General features: G+C 64.0%; 22 protein-coding genes and 2 pseudogenes. 7 read left to right on the plus strand and 17 right to left on the minus strand.

Translation table 11 applies throughout. The features are described from left to right. Positions 1–2 precede the first annotated feature (2 nt). Positions 3–452 (minus strand): hypothetical protein, encoded by a 450-nt coding sequence (locus AC0L58_RS13805; RefSeq protein WP_473684339.1) that lies wholly within the window; start codon positions 450–452, stop codon positions 3–5. Then, a complete protein-coding gene (locus tag AC0L58_RS13810) occupies positions 433–1,947 on the minus strand; it encodes an RHS repeat-associated core domain-containing protein (RefSeq protein WP_473684341.1) in 1,515 nt (504 codons plus the stop codon). The genes AC0L58_RS13805 and AC0L58_RS13810 overlap by 20 nt, the downstream gene beginning before the upstream one ends. Positions 1,948–1,976: 29 nt before the next feature. Here AC0L58_RS13810 and AC0L58_RS13815 point away from each other — a divergent pair, with 29 nt between their 5' ends. Continuing rightward, positions 1,977–2,117: a hypothetical protein gene (locus AC0L58_RS13815; RefSeq protein ID WP_473684342.1), complete on the plus strand. Its 141-nt coding sequence runs from the start codon at positions 1,977–1,979 to the stop codon at positions 2,115–2,117. 133 nt (positions 2,118–2,250) lie between these two features. On the opposite strand, the pseudogene AC0L58_RS13820 reads toward AC0L58_RS13815, so the two are convergent. From AC0L58_RS13820 to AC0L58_RS13830, 3 genes and pseudogenes are all read right to left on the minus strand, one after another. Beyond that, positions 2,251–2,706 (minus strand): annotated as a pseudogene (locus tag AC0L58_RS13820) (IS3 family transposase); the annotation flags it as partial. A gap of 78 nt (positions 2,707–2,784) precedes the next feature. Beyond that, entirely contained in the window at positions 2,785–4,032 is a 1,248-nt protein-coding gene (gene ltrA / locus AC0L58_RS13825; protein ID WP_473683945.1) for a group II intron reverse transcriptase/maturase, read from the minus strand. Between the two features lie 506 nt (positions 4,033–4,538). Then, positions 4,539–5,218 (minus strand): annotated as a pseudogene (locus AC0L58_RS13830) (IS3 family transposase); the annotation flags it as partial. A gap of 117 nt (positions 5,219–5,335) precedes the next feature. On the opposite strand from AC0L58_RS13830, the gene AC0L58_RS13835 reads away from it, so the two are divergent. Then, positions 5,336–5,749, plus strand: a complete 414-nt coding sequence (locus AC0L58_RS13835; protein WP_473684344.1) for a hypothetical protein — start codon at positions 5,336–5,338, stop codon at positions 5,747–5,749. 16 nt (positions 5,750–5,765) lie between these two features. Here AC0L58_RS13835 and AC0L58_RS13840 read toward each other — a convergent pair whose 3' ends face one another. After that, on the minus strand, positions 5,766–6,317 hold the full coding sequence (locus tag AC0L58_RS13840) for an RNA 2'-phosphotransferase (RefSeq protein WP_473684346.1): 552 nt from the start codon (positions 6,315–6,317) through the stop codon (positions 5,766–5,768). Positions 6,318–6,504: 187 nt separating this feature from the next. Between AC0L58_RS13840 and AC0L58_RS13845 the strand changes: the two genes are divergently transcribed. Together AC0L58_RS13845 and AC0L58_RS13850 are read left to right on the plus strand one after the other, a co-directional pair. Continuing rightward, complete coding sequence (locus AC0L58_RS13845) at positions 6,505–7,215, plus strand: transposase (RefSeq protein WP_473684348.1); 711 nt, start codon at positions 6,505–6,507, stop codon at positions 7,213–7,215. 141 nt (positions 7,216–7,356) lie between these two features. Continuing rightward, a complete protein-coding gene (locus tag AC0L58_RS13850) occupies positions 7,357–8,163 on the plus strand; it encodes a DUF2884 family protein (RefSeq protein WP_473684350.1) in 807 nt (268 codons plus the stop codon). Positions 8,164–8,223: 60 nt separating this feature from the next. Here the strand turns inward: AC0L58_RS13850 and AC0L58_RS13855 are convergent, their stop codons facing one another. Beyond that, a complete protein-coding gene (locus AC0L58_RS13855; protein WP_473684352.1) occupies positions 8,224–8,823 on the minus strand; it encodes a transglycosylase SLT domain-containing protein in 600 nt (199 codons plus the stop codon). Between the two features lie 178 nt (positions 8,824–9,001). Between AC0L58_RS13855 and AC0L58_RS13860 the strand changes: the two genes are divergently transcribed. Both AC0L58_RS13860 and AC0L58_RS13865 read left to right on the plus strand, forming a co-directional pair. Next, positions 9,002–9,655, plus strand: coding sequence for a glutathione S-transferase family protein (locus AC0L58_RS13860; protein WP_473684354.1), 654 nt, complete (start codon positions 9,002–9,004; stop codon positions 9,653–9,655). Then, the gene (locus tag AC0L58_RS13865) at positions 9,633–10,631 is read left to right on the plus strand and encodes an SOS response-associated peptidase family protein (RefSeq protein ID WP_473684356.1); all 999 of its coding nucleotides are present in this window, start codon (positions 9,633–9,635) and stop codon (positions 10,629–10,631) included. Before AC0L58_RS13860 ends, AC0L58_RS13865 begins: the two co-directional genes overlap by 23 nt. Positions 10,632–10,745: 114 nt before the next feature. Here AC0L58_RS13865 and AC0L58_RS13870 read toward each other — a convergent pair whose 3' ends face one another. Both AC0L58_RS13870 and AC0L58_RS13875 read right to left on the minus strand, forming a co-directional pair. Then, positions 10,746–11,819 (minus strand): tetratricopeptide repeat protein, encoded by a 1,074-nt coding sequence (locus AC0L58_RS13870; protein WP_473684358.1) that lies wholly within the window; start codon positions 11,817–11,819, stop codon positions 10,746–10,748. Positions 11,820–11,989: 170 nt separating this feature from the next. After that, positions 11,990–12,454 carry a MarR family winged helix-turn-helix transcriptional regulator gene (locus tag AC0L58_RS13875; protein WP_473684359.1) on the minus strand — a complete coding sequence of 155 codons (465 nt, stop codon included), beginning with the start codon at positions 12,452–12,454 and terminating at the stop codon, positions 11,990–11,992. A gap of 65 nt (positions 12,455–12,519) precedes the next feature. On the opposite strand from AC0L58_RS13875, the gene AC0L58_RS13880 reads away from it, so the two are divergent. Next, positions 12,520–13,038 (plus strand): O-acetyl-ADP-ribose deacetylase, encoded by a 519-nt coding sequence (locus AC0L58_RS13880; protein WP_473684360.1) that lies wholly within the window; start codon positions 12,520–12,522, stop codon positions 13,036–13,038. Between the two features lie 113 nt (positions 13,039–13,151). On the opposite strand, the gene AC0L58_RS13885 is transcribed toward AC0L58_RS13880, so the two are convergent. The 8 genes from AC0L58_RS13885 to AC0L58_RS13920 form a co-directional block, all read right to left on the minus strand. Continuing rightward, positions 13,152–14,855, minus strand: a complete 1,704-nt coding sequence (locus tag AC0L58_RS13885) for a BatD family protein (RefSeq protein ID WP_473684362.1) — start codon at positions 14,853–14,855, stop codon at positions 13,152–13,154. Further along, positions 14,852–16,750 (minus strand): tetratricopeptide repeat protein, encoded by a 1,899-nt coding sequence (locus AC0L58_RS13890; protein WP_473684364.1) that lies wholly within the window; start codon positions 16,748–16,750, stop codon positions 14,852–14,854. The genes AC0L58_RS13885 and AC0L58_RS13890 overlap by 4 nt, the downstream gene beginning before the upstream one ends. Next, on the minus strand, positions 16,747–17,733 hold the full coding sequence (locus tag AC0L58_RS13895; RefSeq protein ID WP_473684366.1) for a VWA domain-containing protein: 987 nt from the start codon (positions 17,731–17,733) through the stop codon (positions 16,747–16,749). Before AC0L58_RS13895 ends, AC0L58_RS13890 begins: the two co-directional genes overlap by 4 nt. Further along, a complete protein-coding gene (locus tag AC0L58_RS13900; RefSeq protein WP_473684368.1) occupies positions 17,726–18,268 on the minus strand; it encodes a DUF4381 domain-containing protein in 543 nt (180 codons plus the stop codon). The genes AC0L58_RS13895 and AC0L58_RS13900 overlap by 8 nt, the downstream gene beginning before the upstream one ends. Further along, on the minus strand, positions 18,265–19,200 hold the full coding sequence (locus tag AC0L58_RS13905; protein ID WP_473684369.1) for a DUF58 domain-containing protein: 936 nt from the start codon (positions 19,198–19,200) through the stop codon (positions 18,265–18,267). The genes AC0L58_RS13900 and AC0L58_RS13905 overlap by 4 nt, the downstream gene beginning before the upstream one ends. After that, the gene (locus tag AC0L58_RS13910; RefSeq protein ID WP_473684371.1) at positions 19,197–20,192 is read right to left on the minus strand and encodes an AAA family ATPase; all 996 of its coding nucleotides are present in this window, start codon (positions 20,190–20,192) and stop codon (positions 19,197–19,199) included. Before AC0L58_RS13910 ends, AC0L58_RS13905 begins: the two co-directional genes overlap by 4 nt. Before the next feature lie 175 nt (positions 20,193–20,367). Continuing rightward, on the minus strand, positions 20,368–22,590 hold the full coding sequence (locus AC0L58_RS13915) for a type IV pilus secretin PilQ (RefSeq protein WP_473684373.1): 2,223 nt from the start codon (positions 22,588–22,590) through the stop codon (positions 20,368–20,370). Positions 22,591–22,645: 55 nt separating this feature from the next. Further along, positions 22,646–23,188 (minus strand): pilus assembly protein PilP, encoded by a 543-nt coding sequence (locus AC0L58_RS13920; RefSeq protein ID WP_473684375.1) that lies wholly within the window; start codon positions 23,186–23,188, stop codon positions 22,646–22,648.

Genomic DNA, 23,188 nt, shown 5'->3' on the forward strand with positions numbered 1-23,188 from the left:
TCTTATCTCTCGGGACAAATCGGAAACCCATCCGGCTGCTTCAAGGTATCCTGTTGTCCATGAATTTTCTTAGGCCGAATGAAGATAATGCACCCATTGCTCTCCAGGCGCACTCGTAGCACGCGCTTTAAAAACGGCCCCCATCCCCTGTAATCAACCAATGCCTCAGGCAATAACCGACCTCTATATCGTTTAACCTCGCTCCCAATTTTAATCACGAACGAGCGCTCAAGAAGGCTTGCGATTGTTGCTTTTTGACCCGACTTGATCTCGATAGTAGAAGTGTCGTGTTGGTCGCCCTTGAAAGAAATCGAAGCAACGCCACCAGAATTGTTTAGAATCTCGATTTGCAACGGAATGCTAAATGCAGAAAGCACCAACATTGCAATAAGACAGAAGGAAATACTTGCCACACGCGCTAAATTAGCGCCACTATTTGCACTCGCACGCATCCCCGGCCTCCGATTTCAAGTATTCGCCAGTTCGCCTCGCTGCTTCTTCGTAAATATCAGGATGATTAAATGGACGTCTCATCATGTCGCTACGAGGTCTGGTCCGATGTATGGATTCATGCGTAAGGGTCTTGAACGCGCTCACTAAGCCATCTGCATCCAAGTCTCCGTTGTAGTAATTACTTAATATGACTGATTTTGTTATGGGATTGGTTATCGCTGTATCCATGCCCTCAAATGCCTTAGAAATCCTTACGCGCGCAGGCACATTGAGGTCCGGATTATTCTTTCTGACCTTTTCCAGCATGCAATCAACCTGTGCCTGCGTTAATCCAAGCGAATCAACGAACGAGATCGGATTTCCTCCGACATACACATACGTATTCACCCCACCCCCGAGCCCAATCGGATCGCTCTGGATATACCGCCCTGTCTTCGAGTCATAGTCCCGAAAACCGTTGTGCCAGAGACTGTCCTCCACATCCCAGTACTGACCCGGAAAGCCCAGCCGGAAAAAGGCGCTGCTGCCGGTGACCGTATTGCGGTCGAATGGGTCGTTCCTCGATGCCCATGCCACTGACTGGTTGGGAGCAGTCAACGCCATCGCCCGGCCGGTTTGGTCGGCGTGCACCGAATACACGGAGCCACCAGTGACCATCGCGACCAAGCGACCGTTCAGCCAGACGTAGTCCTTCCAGGTGCCGTTCGTGTTCTCGGCCAGCAGCCCGCCACCTGCACCCGGCACGAAATAGGTGACGTCTCCTCCGAATGCTTTGCGCAGTCGCTGATCCTCTGCACTGATGTCGAACGTGGCACCGCCGGCGTTGGACAGCCGCCCGAATGGATCGTAGGTGTAGATCGTCACGCCATTGATCGTGGTGGTGCTCCCATAGGCGTTGTACCCATACGCAGCGCTGATGCCGCCGCTGGCACTGACCAGTCGATTGCTGCCGCTCGAATACGCGAAGCTCGTGGCAACGCCGTCTATGACCTGCCCGATGCGGTTGCCCACGGCATCGTACTGGTAGCTCTCATTGCGGGCACCGGATGTCATCGAGGTCAATCGGTCGACTGCATCATAGGTGAGGCTTTGCGTGTAGTTGCCGTTCACACCATTGGCGATGCTGGTGATGCGGTCGGCGGTATCCCACGTAAACGCCAGGCTCTGCACACCGGGCACACTGATGGCCGTGGGCCGCAGATCGCTGTCGTAGCCGATCGTGTTGATCAAGCCGTTGTACGACGTCCATTTCGACATCGCTGCGTCCATGGGCCGATAGGTGACGTTGGTGACGCCGTTGACGGTGTTTCCGAAAACCTTGAGGCGTACACCGCTGACCGCACCACGCGTGTAGTCGTAGTAGGCGGCATTGCCATCGGGGTAGGCAATGCTTGCCAACTGGCCGAGCGCGTTGTAGGTGAATCCCGAAAGGTGGATGGGGCCATTCGTGTGCAAAACAGGGGTCAGAGTGAACTTTTTACGCTCCGTTCTCAATTAAAGTGCACTCTGACCCCTGTTTTGGCGTGACACCGCAGGCAAAGCAGTGGTACGCCGACCACGCGGCCGACATCCATGCCAAGAAGATGGATTACATGCAGAAGTGGGACAAGGCCAGCGCACAGCAGAAAGAGGAGTTGACACTCAAGGCTGACGACGGGAAGTAACTGGGCCGGTAAACAAGGTAGACAAGGTAGACAAGGGTCAGGGTGGACTTTTTATGTTTGGTGCTCAATTAAAGTTCACTCTGACCCTGAAGTTTCCCTGAATCGCCCCGGCTTCTGTAGACACCCCGAAGCCTCAAACTGATTGTCGCTTTTCGAACTCTACCGGAGGCAGCCCGTCGTTGTGGCCGTGCTGCCTGCGGACGTTGTAGAACATCTCGATGTAGTGGAAGACATCGGATCTGGCCTCATCGCGGGTGGTGTAGATCCGGCGCCGGATGCGTTCGCGCTTGAGCAGCTGGAAGAAGCTCTCGGCGACGGCGTTGTCATGACAGTTGCCACGCCGGCTCATGCTGCTGACCAAGCCATGGGCCTTGAGGAAGTCCTGGCAGTCGTGGCCGGTAAACTGGGTTCCCTGATCGGAGTGCACGAGCAAGCCGGCCGGTGGCTTGCGCCGCCATACCGCCATCATCAACGCCTGCAACACCAGGTCGGTGTGCATCGTCGATCCCATGGCCCAGCCCACGATCTTGCGCGAGTACAAGTCCATCACCGCCGCCAGGTACAACCAACCTTCGTGCGTGCGGATATAGGGGTGAGTAGGCCGGGGCATTGCAGCCCCAGCCTCTCGCAGAACCGGACGTGACACTCTCGCGTCATCCGGCTCCCATCATCCAGCCGCAGGATAGATTCCCTTCTCCCAATGCACGAAGGCACGGGGCGAGGCGACTGCCAACTTGCCAAGTGCACGAATGGCCCGCGTTTTATGACGGGCCAGCTTCTTGTACTTGCGCCTCAGCCACCGGGTCAAGTAGGCGTTCACGTGCTTCCACACGACGTCCATCGCAGAACCGCGGAACCGCCCGTAGTAGTTCATCCAGCCCCGAAGGATTGGATTGAACATGCGGGACAGATCGCCCACCTCACGGTCGCACATGAGCTGAAGGTGCCAGCTTCGGATGGTCTGCCGCATGGCGCGCAACGCGTCACGGCTGACCGCAGGCGAGAAGTTCACATAAATTCGGCCGTACTTGTCCACCGCCTTGCGCGGCTGGAAGGTGTAGCCGAGGAACGTGAACTTCACGACCGGGTAGTCCGCTGGACGGTTGACGTCGCGGCAGTAGACGATCCGTGTCTTGTCCGGATGCAGCTCCAACCCACAGGCCTTGAACCGCGCGGCGATCCGACGCAGGACATACTCTGCCTGCGCCTGGCTCTGGCAGTGGATGACCCCGTCATCGGCGTAGCGGCAAAACCGCACACTGCGCAGATGCTCGGCCACCCAGCGGTCAAACGCGTAATGCAAGAACAGGTTGGCCAGCAGTGGGCTCACGACACCCCCTTGCGGGGTACCCTGCGTCCGTTCCACCTGCCGTCCGTCCGCCATCACCATCGGTACCGTGAGCCAACGCTCGATGTACAGCAGTACCCATGGAATCCGGCAATGCTTACGCACCGCCCGCATCAGCAATGCATGGTCAATATTGTCGAACAATCCCTTGATGTCGAACTCGATCACCCAGTCGTAATCCCAGCACCGACGCCGTACACGGGCCACCGCATCGAGCGCCGAGCGCCCGGGTCGGTAGCCGTACGAGTCGGGATGGAACACGGGCTCAAGCACCGGTTCCAAGACCATCTTGACCACGGTCTGCGCCACCCGGTCGGCCACGGTGGGCACGCCGAGCATCCGCATACCGCCTGACTTCTTCGGAATCGCCACGCCCTTTACCGGCGGCGGGAAATAGCTGCCGGAGCAGAGCCGGTTCCAAAGCACGTACAGGTTGTTGCCGAGACGCTGTTCGAACCGTTCGATCGATTCCTGATCGACCCCGGATGAACCGCCATTGGCTTTCACACGCTTGTACGCTTCCCAGACCAACTGCTTGGGAATCGCAAACGGCTTGCTCACGCCCATGGGCTCCTCCTGCTCACGCAGTTGACCCATGAACGTGCGCGGATGACGCGGCCCCTTCGCTCCATCGCGATTACCGCGACTTCATCACTACTACGGACCGCTCCGCCCCTTGGTGACGCATCGGTACTATCGGCCTCGCCTTGCGGGCTTGTGCCTTTCCCTTGCCATCGCCACCGAAGGTTCCCGCAGTTCAACGCAAGAGCCTGAACCCGACTCACGCAGCCTCTACGCCGGACACCGCCTGGCCCATAAGCAGGCACCTGCCAGACTGATCCCGGAGCAACATCACTCCCCGGTTTCGATGTCATCTGATCACTTTCGACGCTTGAACGGCTGTTCACGGTTGTTCGTCTTTCGGGTTCATACCTGACGCCTCACGGACGCCTTTTCCGCAACGCTCACGACCGGGACTTTTGATCCAAGCCGCTTGCGGTGGTTTGCCACCTGCTCCTGCAAGCCGATGGCGAGGGACCTACCCTCATCTCTCACGCCGCTTGCTGCGGCACACTGATGTCGGTGACCCAAGCGCGATTGGCCGCGACAGGGTTGAACTGCCGCGCCAGGTGGTTGTCGGCCACTACGGCCGACTTGCCCCCGCGCATGCCCGGGCGGCGGCGATAGCCGACCTGTGCCCGCAAACCTTCCCCGCGCATCAGCCGGGCGACCCGATGCTTGCCGCAGCGCTCACCCAGATCACGCAGGTCCCGGGTGATCTTGCGGTAGCCATAGACGCTGCCGCTCTCCAGCCAGGACTGCTTGATCAGTCCGAGTACGCGTCGATCGTCCCGAGCCCGTGTTGATAGCGGCGCACGGCGCCATGCGTAGTACCCGCTGGGGTGCACGCCCAGCACCCGGCACATGCTGCGCACCCGGAACTCCCGCTCATGGTGGCGCATAAAGGCGTACCTCACCCGGACTGCTTGGCAAAGTACGCCGCGGCTTTTTTTAGAATGTCGCGCTCCTCCGTCACCCTGCGAAGCTCCGACTTGAGGCGGCGAAGCTCCTCCGCCTCGCCCGCCGCTGTCCCCTGCACGGGACCCGACTTGCCGCACTGCTTGCGCCATGCGTAGAGACTGTGGATCGACACCCCCAGCCGGCCGGCAACATCGGCGACCGAATGGCCGCGGTCCGTCACTTGCTTGACCGCCTCAATCTTGAACTCTTCCGTGTACCGCTTGCTGCTCATAGACACTCCTGCTGCTGCCGTGGATTATGACTGCAAGGTGTCTACGAAACACGGGGCGATTCACCCAGTAGATAGCATCTGGTATCAATTCAATCGGTATCCGTGGCAGAGGTCACCATGAGTTCTATCGAAGAAACACGCGCATACGTTTTGAAAGCACTCGAAGAGATCGGATCTGTTTTTCCGGAGCGCTATGCTTCAATGCTGGCGGGGACGCCGAATAACCGGGTAATTGAGAATCTAAGTCCGTGGGCGTTTTTGCCTGATCCTGAGCGCTCGATTGGATATTGTGTTGAGCCTTTGGGTCGCCCTGTCCTGCCATTCGCCCAAGCGGTTGGTCAAGATTTGGTGGCGTGCTTTATTGCAGAGCGGTCTTCAATTCCAGCGGTGGTCGTCATTAACCCGTGGAGCGAAGACAAATCTTCGATCATCAAGGCAGAGCTAGAAGACTTCGATGCATGGATTTCTTATGCGGCGCAGGTGTCACGAGATGTTTTAGCTCGTGAACAGCAGGAGCTTGACGACAATTGAATGTTCCGACAGTTGTTCATTGCGCTGTGCGAGAGAAGAAAATACGTGGCACCTGTTCCGTGAGCCACACGCCATTGTCCGCCTGAAAAAACACGAAGCCCTGCCGGTGCATCCGCAGGGCTTCAATTTTTAGGACGACGGGTTTGCCGTAGCGCTGCCCAACAGCAGTGGCGGTGACGATGTCCTGTGACAGGTGCACGTGATGGCGTTCACCGGGGCGCAGGCCTTCGGCCAGGATCGAATCCAGGAAGCGCGTGGCGGTGCCGTGATACAGAAACTCGGGCGGCTGCTTGGGCTCGCGCTGGATGGCGACCGTGTCGGTCGAGTGGCCCTGCACGGCGCGAATGCGCAGGCCGTCGTCGGAAATCGCAAACCGCTTCTTGTCGCTGCCGGCGACCACGGCCTGAATCATCTCCAGGTCGAGCGTCTTGCCGGCTAGCTGGGCGCCGGCAATCAACGCGTCGATCTCGGCCCAGCCTTCGCTATCGAGCGTGAGGCCAATGGCGTGCGGCTCGTGCCGCAGCACATAGCTGAGGAACTTGCTGGTCTCGACGTGTTGCTTGCTCATGTATCCCTTCATTAGCTGCTAAAAACGAAACAGGGGTCAGAGTCTGAAGTTTCCCCAAAACAGGCAAAACAGGGGTCCAAAACAGGGGTCAGAGTGCACTTCCTGACATAGGCCAGGGTCGGCGACTGACAGACGCCCGGTTGGTGTGCAAGGCAAGCTGAGCGTACTTTTCAGCGATGATCGTCCGATGCCTCGTCAACCGAGACTTGATCTTGCCCGGGTACCGCAACATGTGGTGCAACGTGGTAACGATCGTCAGCCTTGCTTCTTTCAGGATATCGACCGTATCCGCTATCTGGACGAGTTGCGGGAGACCTGTTTGCGTGAAGGGTGTGCCGTCCACGCCTACGTGCTGATGACCAATCACGTGCATCTGCTGATGACGCCAGCGGCGTGCGGCCAGGTCGCCCGAGTGATGCAGGCCCTGGGGCGGCGCTACGTGCGCTATGTCAATGATCGCTATCGGCGCACCGGCACGTTGTGGGAGGGGCGATACAAAGCCTGTCTGGTGGATCGCGAGAGCTATCTGCTTCGGTGCTACCGCTACATAGAGCTCAATCCCCTGCGGGCGCGCATGGTGATCAACCCGGCCGATTATCCATGGTCAAGCCATGCATGCAACGCGCTGGGGGCTGCCAATCCATTGATTCGCCCCCATCCGTCGTACATGAACCTCGGCGCCACACAGATCGAGCGTTGTAGCGCGTATCGCGCGCTGGTGGAGCAAGCCATCACTCCCGATGAACTGGACAGCATCCGGCTCCATCTGCAACGGCAGCATGCGTACGGAACCGAACGCTTCCGTGCCGCCATCGAGGCCCAACTTTCCCGTCGCGCGGGTCCTGCCAAAATTGGCCGGCCCAGAAAATCTGCGCTTCGCGCCGAAAGTCCAACCTGACCCCTGTTTTGGAAAGTCCAACTTGACCCCTGTTTTGGGCATGACCGATGGCACGGCGTGACTCTCAGCCCATGCCCCTGGCTGGCGCTTGGCCCAAGCTGACCCCACCGTCGCCGCGGCGACTGCCTGAAGGCCTCGACCATGCGCCAGCTCGTTCTTGCTCTCGCCCTGCTCGGCATCGCCACCGCCACCGCGCCGGCGCATGCGCGCGCCCACAACGTGGAACTGCACACCTCCTGTTCGGTCATCAGCGACTACGACCTTGCCGTGCGCGGCGATGGCCTGCAGTTCACCCGCCACGACGGCAGCCCGCAGCGGGTATTCATGCACGATGGCCAATTGCGCGTGGACGGCCAGTCGCTGGCCGTCAGTCCGCAGGATGCCGCGCGGCTGCGTCAGTACGAGGCGAACGTGCGCACCCTGCTGCCCCAGGTGGCCGCGATCGCCCGCGACGGCGTCGGCATCGGTTTCGATGCGCTGACCACCGTGGCCGCCACGTTCACGGACAGCCCGGACGAACGCGCGCAGGTCATTCGCCAACTCGGCGAGCAGCGCCAGCGAATACTCGGCAATATCGACCAGGGCATCGGCCAGGGTCACTGGCAACAGCACGATTTCGACCAGATGATGAACGAAGACATGGGTGACGCCATCTCCACATTGGTCAGCACGGTGGCAGCGCGCGCGGTGAAAGCCGCACTCAGCGGAGACCAGAACCAGGTTGCCGCACTGGAAGCACGCGCCCAGTCGCTGGAAAGCAGCATCGAGAAAGCGGTCGAGATACCTGCCGAACGCCTGGGCAAACGTGCCGATGCGCTGTGCCCACGCCTGGTCGAACTGGATCAGTTGCAGCGCCAACTCGACCTGCGCCTGCCCGATGGCAAACCCCTGTCGCTGATGTCGGCCAGCCGCGAAGGCGACGCTGTTGCCGAAGCCGGCACGCCCTGACGCAGGGAGCAAGCAATCACCCGGCGCGCCTGCGCTCGTTCGGAACAGTTCGTCCGGGCGCTACTTGCAGCGCCGGAGCTGCGCCCCGTATTCGCGTGCCCGATGATCGACGCCGGCCGCGGCCTGCAGCAGGTGGCGGTTGCTGCGCCAGTGGCCGCGACGGTAGCCACCGATGCCTTCGTGATAGGCAATGTACAGATGCTTCGGATCCCACTTGGAGATGCCGAGTTCGCGATGGATGCGGTCGGTGTACCAGCCGATGAAGTCGAGCGAATCATCCATGTCCTTGCGGCTTTTGAACCAGCCGCCGTTGGCTTTCCGATACTCCTCCCAGATCGGATCCTGCGCCTGCGCGTAGCCATACGCACTGGACCGGCGCGGCAACGGGATGAACAGGAAGTGCGGCCGCTTGGGCCGTGCCTTGCGGTTGAAGCCTGACTCGCGCTGCACGAACGCCATCAGCACGTTCACCGGCGTGCCCCAGCGCTTCTGCGCTGCACGGGCATCGTGGTACCAGCCTGGATACTGATCGAATACCTGGCAGATATTCTGGGTATTGCGCGGCGGAGCGGTGGCGCAGCCGCCCAGCAACAGCAGACCAACCCCCAGCACCACCAGACTCAGACAGCGCGACGCCGCGACATTCCATGTTTTGCTCATGCCCACAGGGTAACGTTCGAGCGCCACATGGCAACCCGTGCCGCCGCCCACCGCGGCCGATGGGTCGTAGCGACGTGATGCACTTCGCGTGCGGATGTCGCGCGCCTGCGCGGACGCGCGTAGGCTTTGACTTGATCTGGTTTGACGGACAAACCGCCACCACGGTGAATCGTTCCCCATGCTTGTCTATGACGCACAAAGCCCCGCACCGCGCTGCCTGCGCATGTTTCTGCTGGAAAAACAGCTGCGACTGCCGGCAGAGACGGTGGATGTGTTTGCCGGCGACAACCGGCAGCCGGCCTTTCTCGCGATCAACCCGGCCGGACAGGCGCCGGCAATGCGCTGCGACGATGGCACCACGCTGGCCGAGGCCGTGGCCATTGCCGAGTATCTGGAGGAACTGCATCCATCGCCGCCGCTGATCGGCAGCAGTCCCGCGGAACGTGCGCAGACCCGGCAATGGTGGCGCCGGGTCGAACTCAACATCACCGAGTTCATCCACAATGCGTACCACTATGCCGAAGGCCTGCCACGATTCGAGTTGCGGATTCCGGTGGCGCCCGCTGCGGCGGACGACCTGAAACGCGTGGCGCAGGATCGCCTGGCGTGGCTGGACGCGATGTTCGGCGCCGGCCCGTGGCTGTGCGGGGAGCGCTTCACTGCCGCCGACATCTGGCTGTACGTGTGGCTGGATTTCGCGCAGTCGGTCAAGCAGCCGTTCGACCGCTCGTTGCCGCATGTCGGGCCGTGGTTCGAACGCGTCGCCGCGCGCCCCAGCGCCGCCGAAAGCCGGCGACTGATCAACGCGGATGGTCCACACGAGACAGGTTGAACAAGCGATGTGCTACTCGGCGCAAATCAAGGCGGACTATCACCAGTTCCAGCGCGAATGGGGCGCCGTCATCAGCCTCAAGCGCTTCACCGAGCTGTTCTGGCGCAAACGTGACGATGGCCAGTGGGTGAAGATCCCCAAGGCGATGCGCGAGGCGTTTCGCCACCCGCGCGGTGAAAGCGAATTCGAGCTGGCCAAACTGGTGGCCGAGGCCGACCGCGAACAGGCGGCCAGATACGAGACCGAACTGGCCGCCCAATCCGAACGCCTGGCCCGGGCCGAAGCCGTGCTCGCCAGTGAGAAACCCACCCGCAAGGCCGCCGAGGACAAGCGCATCGCCGGCAACAAGATCGCCGCCGCCCAGCGCAACCTGGCCGACTTGCGACGCAACGAACTGCTCGACCGCGACTCGCGCATCTTTCCCGGTCAATACGCCCCGGTGATGATCCAGACAGGCGGCCAACGCCTGGTGGTGCCGATGCGCTACCAGTGCCGCCTGCCCGGCTGGAACGAGAAGACCGAACGGAAATACCCGGGCACCTACAACGCGCGCCGGGACAAGCTGGAAGCGTCGTGGGGGCAACTGTTCGGCCATCGCCACGGCATCATGATCGTCACCCGCTTTTACGAAAACGTGCCGCGCCACAAGATGGAAGGCCGCGCACTGGCAGTGGGCGAGCAGCCGGAAAACGTGGTGCTGGAGTTCGACCCGCGGCCGCCGCTGGAAATGCTGGTGGCCTGCCTGTGGAACCTGTCGCCCGCCGGCGGCGACGGCGCGGAGCTGCTCAGCTTTGCCGCGATCACCGACGAACCGCCGCCGGAAGTCCGCGCGGCCGGGCACGACCGCTGCATCGTGCCGATCAAACCCGAGAACGTCGACGCCTGGCTGAACCCCGATCCGGCGAACCTGGCCGCGCTTTACGCGATCCTGGATGACCGCGAGCGGCCGTACTACGAGCACCGCCTGGCGGCGTGAAGCATGCCCGGTGGCCACGGCGCATGGCCGACCCGCCCCGGTGATCGCTGCCCGCACACGCGTGGTTCATGTGCGAACGAACGGCCCGTCGCGGCACCTTCCGGCAGCAACGGCTCACCCACGCAGACCACCCGGCCTGACGTGTTCCTGGTCGCTGGCACCATCCAGGCTGAGCGCGCGGGCGCGACTGAGGGCGCGACGCGCTCGGCCCTCGTCACCCAACTCCTGGTAGGCATGGGCCAGGCCGAGGTAGAAGCGTGGCTCGCTGCGATGCAGGCGAATGGCCCGTTTGTAGCGCTTCACGGCCAGCCCGTAGTCGCCCTGCTCGGCGGCGTCCATGGCCTGCAGCAGCTGATAGTAGGGGTCCTTCAATTGCACCTTTTGCAGGCGCTGCTTGAAGCTGGCGCTGCGCATTTGGTCGCCGTCGTTGTCGTACAACAACGCCAGGTTGAACAGCGCGCTGGCATTCCTGGAATCCAGTTCCAATGCCTTCAGGTAGTCACGTTCGGCGGCCTGGTGGTCGCCCTGGTGCAGGTGCAATACGCCGGCATTGTTCCAGCTGTTCGCGTAACCGGGATCCAGGCGCAGGGACAGCGCCATGTAGCGGGCGGCCACTTGGGGAACCGCGGCGCTGGCCAGCATTTCGGCCACACGGTTGTTGTAGTAGAGCGCCAGCAGTCGCTGGTCGGAGACCGGTTTGGGCGGGTTGGGCGCAAGTATCGAATTCTCCGCCACATCCACACTGAAGCGACGCGCGCCAATGCGGATGCCGGCGTTCACGTGGTTGGTGCGATAGACGAGGCTGCCCTTTTCGCGCCAGGCCAAAGCGTCCTCGATTTCCTGGCCATAGGCCTGCAGGCCGACCTCGCGGGCAAGCGCCACGGTCATCAAGGTAAAGGTCAGGCAGTTCGCCCGGCGCGCCCGATACGCCTGCGCCACCGTCAACGTGGGATCGGCGGCGTACTTCATGCCCAGGCCTGAATCCTGGAACATGAAATCCACCAGCCGCTGCAGCCGCAAGGTGTGTGAACCCCCACTACCGATGACCCATCGCTGGAGTTCTGCGCGCAACTCCGGCGGCACCGACATGACCTGCTCGGGCTGCGGCACCGGGGGTTCGGTCAGCACGGCCGGTACTGGCGCAACCGTGGAAAGCGCCAGTGCACCTGCGAACAACCAGGTCATCATGCTGAAACCCTCCGCACCCAAAACGGGCGACGTCCGGTTGCAGCTACTCTAATCCTTGCCGCGTAAAAGACCGTGAATGAAGAGTGCCGCGGTCAAGGCGGGCCGACGCTTCGATGCGTCTCCGGCGGCTGCACCCGCATCATGCGCGTCCGAGCCAGGACGGCCCAGGTTCAGGGCTCCACGCGCGGGGCGTTTTCCGCCGCATCCAGCGCCTGCAGGTTTTCCTTGATGCGGTTGAGTACGCCCAGAGCCTGGCGCAACTCGTCGTACTCGACGCCGACGGTGGCGTCCTTGCGCAGGTCGCGCGCGATCAGTTCCATGTCGCTGACGATCACCCTGGCCTGCTCGGTGATGTAGAGTCGCCACGCGCGCCGGTCGCGCGGATCGGGGCGGCGTTCGACGAAGCCGGCGGCCTGCAGGCGGTCGATCACCCGGCCCACGGCGATGGGCTCCATGTCCAGCGACTCGGCCAGCTCGGTCTGGCGCAGGCCCTCGCGGTGGTACAACATCTTGGTGGCACGCCATTGCGCCCGGGTCAGGCCGAATTTCACGGCGCGTCGGTCGAAGTGCTTGCGGAACAGCAAGGTCACGTCGTTGAGCAGATACCCGAAGGAAAGGTCTTCCGTTTTCGCCATGATCTGTTACCGCCCCGCCCCACCAAAACCTGGTTGCAGCATAAGCTGCTCTCCATCATGAAGCCATGCCTCTGAATATCGTCACCGCCGACATCACCACGCTGCCGATGGATGCCATCGTCAATGCGGCCAACCCGACCCTGCTGGGCGGTGGCGGTGTGGATGGAGCGATCCACCGTGCCGCCGGGCCGGCGCTGCTGGATGCCTGCCGTCGATTGCCGGAATCCGCGCCGGGTGTCCGCTGCCCGGTCGGTGAAGCACGCATCACGCCGGGTTTCGAGCTGCCGGCACGTTACGTGATCCACACCGCGGGACCGATCTGGCAAGGTGGCGGCCACGGCGAAGCCGTGCTGCTGGAGCGCTGCTACCGCAACGCGGTGCGCTTGTTGCGCGAGCATGAATTGCGCACGATCGCCTTCCCGGCCATCAGCTGCGGGGTCTATGGCTACCCGATCGTGCAGGCCGCCGCCATCGCCGTCACCACGCTACGCGGCGAGCTGGCCGCCGCGGACGACATCGACGTGACGCTGTGCTGCTTCAGCGAAAGCATGCAGACGGTGCTCCAAAGAACACTCGCGCCGTAGGGCGGGCTCTGCCCGCCGGCCGTTGCTCGCACCGTAGGGGGGGAGCTCTGCCCGCCGGCCGTTTCCGGTGTGCCCAAGCCGGCGGGCAGAGCCCGCCCTACGGCGTGAGTCGCTCAATGCAGCTTGAAGGGATACAGCGGCGGCAGCTCCGGCTCGCCTTGGCCTGCCGAGGCGCTGCGCCACGCAAAGCCTCGCTTGAACACCGCAGCCAGGTCGATGGCGCTGTCGTCTGTCGGCATCGGCGCGCCGGCGTAGTGACGTTGTTGCAAGACATCGATCGCGGCACGTTGCGAGGCATCTTCCAGCGCCGCGGACAACTCGCCCAGGTGCTGGATACCCGGCCGCTCAGCGCGCGCCCACGCCAGCAGGGCGCGCACCTGCACCGCCACGTCGCCGCCGCGTGCGGCGGCAAGAAACGCCAGTTGGGCCTGGCGTGCCGTGTTGGCGGGCGCCGGTGTTGGCGCCACTTCCGCGACACGACGACGGCGACGCCACCACCAGGCCAATACGCTGAGCAACCACAGTGCGATGCTGCCCAGCGCGATCCAGCGCCAGGGTGTGGCTCCGGAAGTGCCCATCTTTGCAGCAGGCGCGCCCGGATTTGACGAAGTCGACGCTGCCGCCGCCGGCGCCGAAGTCTGCGCGGTGCTACCACCGATCGCCGGCAACACGGTGATGCTGTGCGCGGGGATCTGCGCCACTTCCATCTTGTCGGTGAGCACGTTCCACCACTTCACCGTGGTCGCCGGTATGGTCAAGCGGCCGACGCGTTCGGGCACGATGGCAAACGCCTGCTGGCGCTCGCCGACCATCCACTGGCCTGCAACACGATTGTGGCTGACCGGTTTGTCCGGATAGGCGGTGGCACCGTCCAGCGCCGGCAGGCTGAGCTCGGGCAGCGCGTCATCGGACAATCCGGTCGCCTGCAGCGTCATGACGAGGTTGATCGGCTGCCCCACGCGAACCTGCTGTTGTGCCGTCGGCCAGCCTTGCATCGTCAGGGTCAACTCGCGCGCGGGCAGCCAGGCCTGATTACCCCAGTCCGGCGGCGTGGCCTGCACGTCGAGCGAGACCGCCGGCGCGCTGGCCGAGACATTGTTGGTCGCACCGAAGAAGCTGTTGGGGTCATACGGATCGATCGCGTTTCCCTGGAAGCTGGATGGAGGAATCCGGATTTGCCCCGCCTTCTGGGGAATCAGCGCGTAGCGTCGCTCCAGTACGTGGTAGACGCGGCCACCACGTTGGGTGTCGTAGCTGAGATCCTTGCCCACCTGGTTCATCTCGACGCCGCCGACACTGGGCACGCTGATCGAGCCACCGCTCAGGTCGGGGGCGTAGAACAGCTTGACCACATAGCTGAACTGCTCGCCGACGTAACCGCGTTGTGGCTCGATCCGCGCTTCCATGAAAACGTTCCGGTCCGGCGCGGCGGATGCTGACGGGCTTGGCGCGTCGACCTCCAGCTGCAGCGGCGTGGTCTTCTCGCCGGCAACGTCCAGGGCGGGAATCTGCAGCGTGCCGACATGGTTCGGCCGCAACGCCACGCCAAAGGTGAGACTGGACGTGGCCTTGCCGTTTTCCACCGTCAGGCTGCGATTCTGCGAGCGGCTGAGGACGCTGAAATCCTGGCTCAACGCGCCAAGGTCCGGCATGGTGACGTTGCCGTTCGCGTCTTCGACACGCACGTTCAGGGTGACGGTGTCGCCCAACTGCACATGCGTGCGATCCAGCGTGGCGGTGACCTTGGCTGCTTGCGCGGCGACCGGAACCAGCAGCCATGCAAACAGGCAGATCGTGACGGCGCGTGCAAACTTCATAGCTGTCCATCCTCATCCGGGGCGCCGCCATGACGCTCCCGGTATTCCAATTCAAACTTGCGGCGCAGCAGCGCACCGGGATCATCCTGGACGCGTTGCAGCGCGTGACGCACGTCCGCTGGCAACTTCGATTGCGGATCGTCCTTGCCAAGCGTACCGAGTTGATGCGGTGCGCCCTTTTCGGCCGGCTTGTCCGGCTGCGCGGCAAGTTCCTGGTCCATCTGCTTCTTCAACGCCTGCCGGGCCTGCTCGGCTTTGGCCTCCTGCTCGGCCCGCTGCTGGGCCGTTTGCGGTTTGGGCTGATCACCGGATTGATGCTGGCCAGGCTGCTTCTGCGTGTCCTCGTCTTGCTTGCCCTGACCTTGCCTGTCCGACGGTTTGCCTCCGTCCTGTTCGGACTTCTGCTGTTGCGAATCCGCCTTGCCGTCCTTGTTCTGATCGTGCTGCGCCGAAGATTGCTTGTCCTTGCCTTGCCCCGACTTGTTCTGGCCTGACTGGTCCGGTTGTTGCTTCTGTTGCTTCTGCTGTTTCTGCTGCTGTCGCAGCCAATCCTCGACCGACTGACGGTTGGCCTTGGCATCGGCATTGGCCGGGTCGAGTCTCAACGCCTCGTCGTAGGCCTTGATCGCGTCCTGATAGTGCTGCGCCTTGGCCAGCGCGTTGCCACGGTTGTACGCCGCGTCGCTGCCCGACGCGTGCTCAAGACTCTCGACCGCGGCCGCGTAATCGCCGGCCCGATACGCGGCCACGCCGCGCCACGCGGGGTCACGGGCCAGCTGCTGCGCCTGCTGCGGATGGCCCTCACGCAGCGCTTGCGCGGCCTGCTGGTCGGGGCGTTGCCACAGGTTCTGCCAGGTGCCGGCCCGGGCGGTGTTCGGCAACAGCGGCAAGCAGGTGACCAGCAACAAAAGCACCCAGCCGCGGCGGAACGCCATGGCCACGATCAGCAGCAGCGGCAGCAGCAGCCATGGCCCGCGATCCTGCCATTGATCACTGAGTTGGTCAGTGGCCGTCGTGCGCGGCGCGTTGCGAAGCTCGCCATGCAGGGCATCGATGTCGTGCTGGCCGGAACTCATCGGCACGTAAGCACCACCCCCGGCGCGGGCCAAGGCGGCCAAGGCCGCATCATCGCGAGCGGCAAGCACCATGTGGTCCTTGGCATCGTGCAGGAAGCCGCCTTCGGGCAGGGGTATCGGACCGCCCTGCTCCGTGCCCACCCCAAGCACCGAGACATGCACGCCGGCAGCGACTGCCTGGCGCGCTGCTGCCGCGGCCGCCGCATCGGCCTGATCGGTGATCAAGACCAGCGAACCGGCACCGGCCTTGCCATCCTTGATCACTCTGGTCCCGAGCGTGATGGCCGCGGCCGCGTTGTTGCCGTCCACCGGCATCGTGTCCGGAGCCATCGCATCGAGCAGGTCGCTCAGGCTGTTGGCATCGGAGGTCAGCGGCGCCACCACGAAGGCCTCGCCGGCATAGCCGATCAGCGCATTCAGCCCATCGCGATTGCCGGCCAGGAGTTGATGCGCCTTGTAGCGCGCACGGTCGAGCCGGCTCGGCGCCACGTCACGCGCCAACATGTGGCGCGACAGCGAGATCGCCACCACCTGCGCCGGGCGGCTGGCGTACAACGGCTGTTCGACGCGGCTCCAGGTCGGACCGGCCAGCGCCAGCGTGGCCAGCAGCCAGCCAAGCGCAAACAGCCACAGCGGCAGCTGGCGATGACGCGCTTGTCCGCGCAACAGCAGCGGCAGCAACTCGGGATCGACCAGCCGCGACAACGCGATCTGGCCGCCGTCGCGGCGCCAGCGCGGCAGCGCCAGCAGCGGCATCCCGGCCAGCGCCAGCAGCCACCATGGGCGCAGAAAATGAAACTGATGCAGCAGCTCGTTCATGCGGCGCGCTCCGCCACGCGCGTCAGCCGACGCGGCACGATCGCCAGCAACAGCAGCACCAGCGATGCCAGCAGCGGCCAACGGAACAACTCATGCCGTGGTCGCAGCGCGGGACCTTGCTGCGGCATCGGCTCCAGCGCATTGATCGTGCGATAGGCCTCGGCGAGTTGGCTGCTGTCGGTGGCGCGGAAGAAGCGCCCACCCGTGTCCTTCGCGATCGTGGTGAGCATGTCCGCATCCAGATCGGCCGACGGATTGACCATCTGCATGCCGAAGAAGCCAGGCACGCTCATCCGCGTGGCACCAATACCGATGGTGTAGATGCGCACGCCAGCCGCCTTGGCCGCACGCGCCGCCTCGCGCGGCGTGATGCTGCCGGCGTTGTTCACGCCGTCGGTGAGCAGCACCAGCACCCGCGCCTGCTCCGGCAACGCTGCCAGACGTTTCACGGCGACGGCGATCGCGTCGCCGATCGCGGTTTGACTGCCCGCCAGACCCACGACAGCGCCCTGCAATTGCGCGCGAACGGCCGACAGATCGTAGGTCAGTGGCGTGACCAGGAAGGCCTGGCTGCCAAACAGGATCAGACCCAGCTCATCACCGCCGCGTCGGCTGATGAAGTCGCCGGCAATCGCTTTCACCGCGCCGAAACGAGTGACCGACTGACCGGCCAGCTCCATGTCCGGGGTGCGCATGCTGCCGGACAGATCCACCGCCAGCATCAAGGCGCGTCCACTGCGTTGCTGCGCCTGTGGCGGCCCCAGCCATTGCGGCCGGGCCGCGGCGGCAAGCAGGCACAGCCAGGCCAGCGCCAGCAGCCACGGCGCCGCCCCGTGCGCGCGCCTGTCGGCCACCGCGCTCAGCTGCACGCCGGGTTGCGGCAGGTGCAACGCCTTTCCCGGCGGCGCCGGGCGCCACCAGCGCCGCAGCAGCCACGGCAACGGCAGCAACAGGATCATCCACGGCCAGGCGAACTCAGGCATCGGCCACCTCCTGCGTCGGCGTCGCAGCCTTCCATTTGGACGGCTTTACGGCCAGACGCAACCAGGTCCGGACGGCGGCAATGGTTTGCTCGTCGTCGCCTGCGGCGGGGGGCTGGTAGATCAGTTCGTCGAGCGCGAGCAAGCGCTCCAGCGTGGCGGCGTCGACCGGCACCCGCGACAGGGTCTGGCGCCAGGGCTCCCCGCGCTGCCGCGTGGCCTGGGGATCGTGCCGGCGTGCCACACGCCGCAACAACTGGTGCAGATCCTGCAAGAGCGCGGGCGGATTGCCGTGTTTCCGATGCTGACTCACCAACAGGTCCAGTTCGTCCAGGATCCGCTGTTGCTGGCACCGCGCCTGCCGATGGCGACGCCAGATCCAGATCGCCGCCACAGCCGCCGCCAAGGCCAGCGCGGCGAGCAGCCACCAGCCCGGTGCCGGCGGCCACCACGAGGGTTCGGGTGGCAGATGGATATCGCGCAGGTTCGGCCCCGCGGCGCTGCTCGCCGTCGCAGGCAGTGTGGTGGCCGCGGTCATCGCAGCACCCCCGGCCGGCCGATCACGCCGGCTACGGCATCGAAGGGGTCCGCGGTGGTGTCGATGCTGGCGTGACGCAAACCCAGCGAGCCGGCCAGACCGGCCAATTGTTTGGCGCCGCTCCCCAGCGCGCTGCGGAAGTCGCTGCGCTGGCGCGCGGACTGCAGCAGCACCTCGCGACGCTCGCCGGCATGTTCCAGCGGATAGCGTCCTGCCGGCGGCAGCGCCAGCTCCAGCGGATCTGCCACTACCAGCACGCTGACGGCCGCGTGCCGGGTCAGGTCCAGCAGGCGCAGGCGCGCCGCTTCGTCGCAGCTGAAACCGTCGCTGATCAGCAGCACCCGGCTGGCGCCATGCGACACGTGGGCTGCGCGCATCAGCGCATCGGACAGCGGCTGCTGCCGTTCCGATCGCGGTCGAGCATCCCATTGCGCCAGCGCACCACATACGGCCAGCGCGCCACGCGGACCCGCCTGCGGGCGCAGCAGGTCACCGACGCCACCGAACGCAAGTACGCCAACGCGTTCGCCGGCGCGCGTGGCATACCACGCGGCCAACGCCGCTACACGCGCGGCCTGCACCGACTTGAAGCGTTGGCGGGTCCCGAAGTACATGCTGGCGTGGGTATCGAGCAGGATCAGCAGGCAGCCTTCGCGATCCTCCTGAAACAGCTTGGTGTGCAACTTGCCGCTGCGCGCGGTCAGCCGCCAGTCCAGTCGACGCACGTCATCGCCGGCCTGGTAGACACGCGACTCGGCGTAATCCATGCCGCGACCATACAGACGGCTGGACTGCTGACCGTAGCGGGATGCGCGGGTGGACAATGGCGCCATGCGTGCGTGGCCGACGCGAGCGCGCAGCGCGATCAATTCGGCCAGTGCGACCTCGCTGCGACCATCGCCACCATTTTGCCCGGACAGCACGGCACTCACGGCAGCGGCACGAGATCCAGCAGGCGTGCAATCACCTGGTCGGGCAGCACGCCCTCCGCCTGCGCCTCGTAGCTGAGCAGCACGCGGTGGCGCAGCACTTCGTGCGCGATCGCGTGGACGTCTTCGGGCAGCACGTAGGCGCGGCCGGCCAACCAGGCCTGCGCCCGCGCGCAGCGATCCAGCGCGATGGTCGCACGCGGGCTGCCGCCCCACGCGATCCAGCGCTTCAGTTCCGCGCCGTAACGGCCGGCATCGCGGGTGGCCAGGACCAGCTGGGCCAGATATTCCTCAAGTGCCGGCGCCATGTGCACGGCCATCGCGGCATCGCGCGCATCGAACACCTCGCGCTGGCTGAGCAGCGCCCGGGCTGGCGCAGCAGGATGCGTGCGCCGGTTGGCCTGCTCACGCGCCAGTTTCAGGATTGCCAGTTCGGATGCGGCGTCGGGGTAGCCGATGGTGACGTGCATCAGAAAGCGGTCGAGCTGGGCCTCCGGAAGGCTGAACGTGCCCTCCTGCTCGATCGGGTTCTGGGTGGCCATCACCATGAACAGCTCCGGAAGTTGCCAGGTGCTGCGCCCCACCGTGATCTGCTGTTCCGCCATCGCTTCGAGCAGGGCCGATTGCACCTTGGCGGGCGCGCGGTTGATCTCGTCGGCAAGCACGATGTTGTGAAACAGCGGCCCGCGCTCGAACTCGAAGCTGCCCGACTGCGGGCGAAATACGTCGGTACCGGTGAGGTCGGCAGGCAGCAGGTCGGGGGTGAACTGCACGCGATGGAAGTCGGCCTCGATCCTCGTGGCCAGTGCCTTCACCGCGGTGGTCTTGGCCAGGCCGGGCGCACCCTCGACCAACAAGTGACCATCGGCAAGCAGCGCCACCAGCAGGCAGTCGATCAATTTGGGTTGGCCAATGATGCATTGGCGCAGCTCATCGCGCAGTCGTGCGAACGACTGTTGCAGCGTGCTGAGAGGCTGATTGTCGGGCATGTCCATAGCAGGTTCCGTTTCGGTGTGGCACCGGACCCGCCCAGCCCGGGGGCGGGCGAGTGCATCGGCGTCCTTCAGACCGCCATCGGCGCCGGAAGTTTAATCGGGCATGTTTCGGCAGCGCCCCGACATGAAAAAGGGCGGCCTGGGCCGCCCTTCTTCCACACTGCCGCGTTGCGGCTTATTGCAAGGTGTCGCTCAGGATGCGCGGGGTCACGAAGATCAACAACTCCGCCTTGCTCGTGCTGCGCTTGGTGTTGCGGAACAGTGCGCCGATCCCGGGGATGTCACCCAGACCCGGCACCTTGGACACGCTGTTGTTCTTGTTGACTTCGTAGATGCCACCAAGCACCACGGTCTGACCGTTGTCGACCAGGGCCGAGGTATTCACCTCACGCGTATCGATCTGCGGCACCTGGCCATTCGGCGTGTTGACGAACGCGGCCAGCGCATCCTTCTTCACGTTGATCGCCAGGTAGACGCGGTTGTCGGCGGTGATCGTCGGCGTCACCTTCAGCTCCAGCACGGCATCCTTGAACTGCACCGACGCGGTCGGCGCACCGCCGGTGCCGGCACCCTGGTTCTGGTAGGTGACGTAGCCGATTTCCTGACCCTGACGGATCACGGCTTCTTGCTGATTGGCGGTGATCACGCGCGGGCTGGAGATGACCTCGCCACGACCCTCACTCTGCGCCGCGGAGAGTTCCAGGTCCAGCGCGTAGTTGGCACCGAGAATCGCGAAGCCCAGCGTGCTGCCACCGTTGACCGGCATGTTGACGTTGAAGCCGCCGGGCAGGGTCACTGCACCCGGATGTGGCGGGGCGCCGTTGCTGCCATTGGCCACCCAATCGTTGTATGCATTGTTGTAATTGACGATGTTGTTGTGCACGCCGGTGCCGTAGGTCAGCGCATCATCACCCTTCGGCGCCGTCGTGATGATGTTGTTGTTGTTTCTCTGATTGCCCGACACGCCCCACCTCACGCCCAACTCGCGGGTGAAATCGTCCGTGGCAACCACGATGCGCGACTCGATCAGCACCTGCTGTACCGGCTTGTCGAGCACCGCGATCAGTTCGCGCAGCTGCTTGATCTTTTCCGGGGTGTCGTTGAGCAGCAAGGTGTTGGTGCGCTGGTCGAACGACACGCTGCCACGCGGCGACAGGAAACCTCGCTGGGTGTTGGCGCCACCGCCGCCGCCACCGCCCTGCATGCTGCCGGTGGTGAGCAGCTTGGCGATGTCCGAAGCCTTGCCATAGCTGATCGGCACGTAGTCGGTGACCAGCTCGGCGGTGTCCTGCGCCTTGAGCTTGGCGTCCGCCAGATCCTGCTCGTACTTGGCCAGCTCGGCCTGTGGCGCGACCCAGATGACGTTGCCGTTGCGGCGCTTGTCCAGGCTCTTGGCACGCAGGATCACGTCCAGAGCCTGATCCCACGGCACATTGACCAGGCGCAGGGTGACGCTGCCGCCGACACTGTCCGAAGCCACCAGGTTGAGCCCGGAAATATCCGCGATCAGCTGCAGCGCCGAACGCACCGGGATGTCCTGGAAGTTGAAGGTGACGCGCTTGCCGTTGTAGCTCGGCTCCTTGTCCAGTTTGGCCAGTTTGTCTGCCTTGTCGTCGGCCTTCTTCGGCGCCACTTCGACCACGTACTGGTCGGGCGTCTGGTAGGCCGAGGTCTCGACACTGCCCTTGGTGTTGATTTCGATGCGGGCGCCGCCGCCATTGCCGGCGCGCGTGACGATGGACTGCACAGGGGTGGCAAAGTCCAGCGTATCCAGGCGCTGCGCCAGATCAGCCGGCAGGTTGGCATGGTCGATGGTGACCAGCACCTTGTCGCCCTGATGGGTCATCTCGGGCTGGGCGCCGCTGCCACTGAAATTGATCAGCACACGGCCTTCGCCGTTCGGGCCACGCCGGAAGTCGATCTTGGAGATGTCCGGGCCGTCCGAAGACGAGGGCAGGCGCTTGGTCGGATCGATGGTGGACGCCGTCGTGACCGACTGATTCGCAGTGCCGTTGTTGACGGTCAGCACCAGGCTGTTGCCTTCGACACGGGCACGATAGCTGGACGCGCGCATCAGCTCGATGACGACACGAGTGCGCCCGCCAGCAGATACGGCCGAGACGCCCGAAGTCGAGCCCTTGCCGATGTCCAGGTGACGCGCGGCGGCGTTGCTGGTGTCGGCGAAGTCCACCGCGATACGCGGCGGATTGTCGGTGGTGAAGATCTTCGGCTCCGGTACCGGGCCCGTGCCGAAGTCCATGTGCAGCTCGACGCTGCCACCAGGCAGTGCGTCGTAGCTGATGTTCTTCAGCGTGGTGGCGGCAGCCATCGCGCTACTGGCCCAGGTGGCACCGAGGATCAGCAGACCCATCAGCATGTAACGGCTCGCATGGCGCATGACTCGGCCCCGCACGGATTGGATTTGGTTGCTCATTGCATCTGCCCCTGTATTCCTATTGCTCGCCGAGCGCGACGCTGGCAGGACGTTCCATCCAGCCACCATTGCCATTGGATACCAGCTCGACCAGATCGACATGATCTTCGCTGATGGCGGTGATATGCCCGTAATTCTGACCCATGTATTCCCCCACATGGACGCGATGGATGACCCCGCCCGGATCCTTGATCAGGACTTCCATCTTCGGGCCCACGCCGACGGTGCCGACCATCTTGAGGCTGTCCAGCGCAAACAGTTCCAATGGCTCCCTGGCGCGATTGGCGTCCGGTCGCGGGCCACTGGTGGCGGTGTTGCTCTGCAGCTCCGCCGTGCTGGGACTGAACGGATCGCGCTTGTCCTGGTCCTCGTATTTGAACGTCTCGAAGGTCTTGATCACGGGCAGCGGCGGAATCGGTGCGCCCTTCTTGGCCTTCTCCTGCGCCACCCACGCGCGCAGATCCGACATGCCGCGGGTGCAGCCGGCCAGTACCAGTGCAACGGCCAGCATCATGACCAGGCGCGCCAAGCCAGCGGATTTCCTGGATATCGACTTGTTCAT

This window comes from Rhodanobacter sp. G2-10, assembly GCF_055809185.1.

Excerpts from the sequence above, each read along its gene's own strand:
- AC0L58_RS13805 (WP_473684339.1), bottom strand. The coding sequence starts at position 452 with ATGCGTGCGAGTGCAAATAGTGGCGCTAATTTAGCGCGTGTGGCAAGT.
- ltrA (WP_473683945.1), bottom strand. The coding sequence starts at position 4,032 with ATGGGCGTGAGCAAGCCGTTTGCGATTCCCAAGCAGTTGGTCTGGGAA.
- AC0L58_RS13835 (WP_473684344.1), top strand. The coding sequence starts at position 5,336 with ATGAGTTCTATCGAAGAAACACGCGCATACGTTTTGAAAGCACTCGAA.
- AC0L58_RS13840 (WP_473684346.1), bottom strand. The coding sequence starts at position 6,317 with ATGAGCAAGCAACACGTCGAGACCAGCAAGTTCCTCAGCTATGTGCTG.
- AC0L58_RS13845 (WP_473684348.1), top strand. The coding sequence starts at position 6,505 with ATGCCTCGTCAACCGAGACTTGATCTTGCCCGGGTACCGCAACATGTG.
- AC0L58_RS13850 (WP_473684350.1), top strand. The coding sequence starts at position 7,357 with ATGCGCCAGCTCGTTCTTGCTCTCGCCCTGCTCGGCATCGCCACCGCC.
- AC0L58_RS13855 (WP_473684352.1), bottom strand. The coding sequence starts at position 8,823 with ATGAGCAAAACATGGAATGTCGCGGCGTCGCGCTGTCTGAGTCTGGTG.
- AC0L58_RS13860 (WP_473684354.1), top strand. The coding sequence starts at position 9,002 with ATGCTTGTCTATGACGCACAAAGCCCCGCACCGCGCTGCCTGCGCATG.
- AC0L58_RS13865 (WP_473684356.1), top strand. The coding sequence starts at position 9,633 with ATGGTCCACACGAGACAGGTTGAACAAGCGATGTGCTACTCGGCGCAA.
- AC0L58_RS13870 (WP_473684358.1), bottom strand. The coding sequence starts at position 11,819 with ATGATGACCTGGTTGTTCGCAGGTGCACTGGCGCTTTCCACGGTTGCG.
- AC0L58_RS13875 (WP_473684359.1), bottom strand. The coding sequence starts at position 12,454 with ATGGCGAAAACGGAAGACCTTTCCTTCGGGTATCTGCTCAACGACGTG.
- AC0L58_RS13880 (WP_473684360.1), top strand. The coding sequence starts at position 12,520 with ATGCCTCTGAATATCGTCACCGCCGACATCACCACGCTGCCGATGGAT.
- AC0L58_RS13885 (WP_473684362.1), bottom strand. The coding sequence starts at position 14,855 with ATGAAGTTTGCACGCGCCGTCACGATCTGCCTGTTTGCATGGCTGCTG.
- AC0L58_RS13890 (WP_473684364.1), bottom strand. The coding sequence starts at position 16,750 with ATGAACGAGCTGCTGCATCAGTTTCATTTTCTGCGCCCATGGTGGCTG.
- AC0L58_RS13895 (WP_473684366.1), bottom strand. The coding sequence starts at position 17,733 with ATGCCTGAGTTCGCCTGGCCGTGGATGATCCTGTTGCTGCCGTTGCCG.
- AC0L58_RS13900 (WP_473684368.1), bottom strand. The coding sequence starts at position 18,268 with ATGACCGCGGCCACCACACTGCCTGCGACGGCGAGCAGCGCCGCGGGG.
- AC0L58_RS13910 (WP_473684371.1), bottom strand. The coding sequence starts at position 20,192 with ATGGACATGCCCGACAATCAGCCTCTCAGCACGCTGCAACAGTCGTTC.
- AC0L58_RS13915 (WP_473684373.1), bottom strand. The coding sequence starts at position 22,590 with ATGCGCCATGCGAGCCGTTACATGCTGATGGGTCTGCTGATCCTCGGT.
- AC0L58_RS13920 (WP_473684375.1), bottom strand. The coding sequence starts at position 23,188 with ATGAACAAGTCGATATCCAGGAAATCCGCTGGCTTGGCGCGCCTGGTC.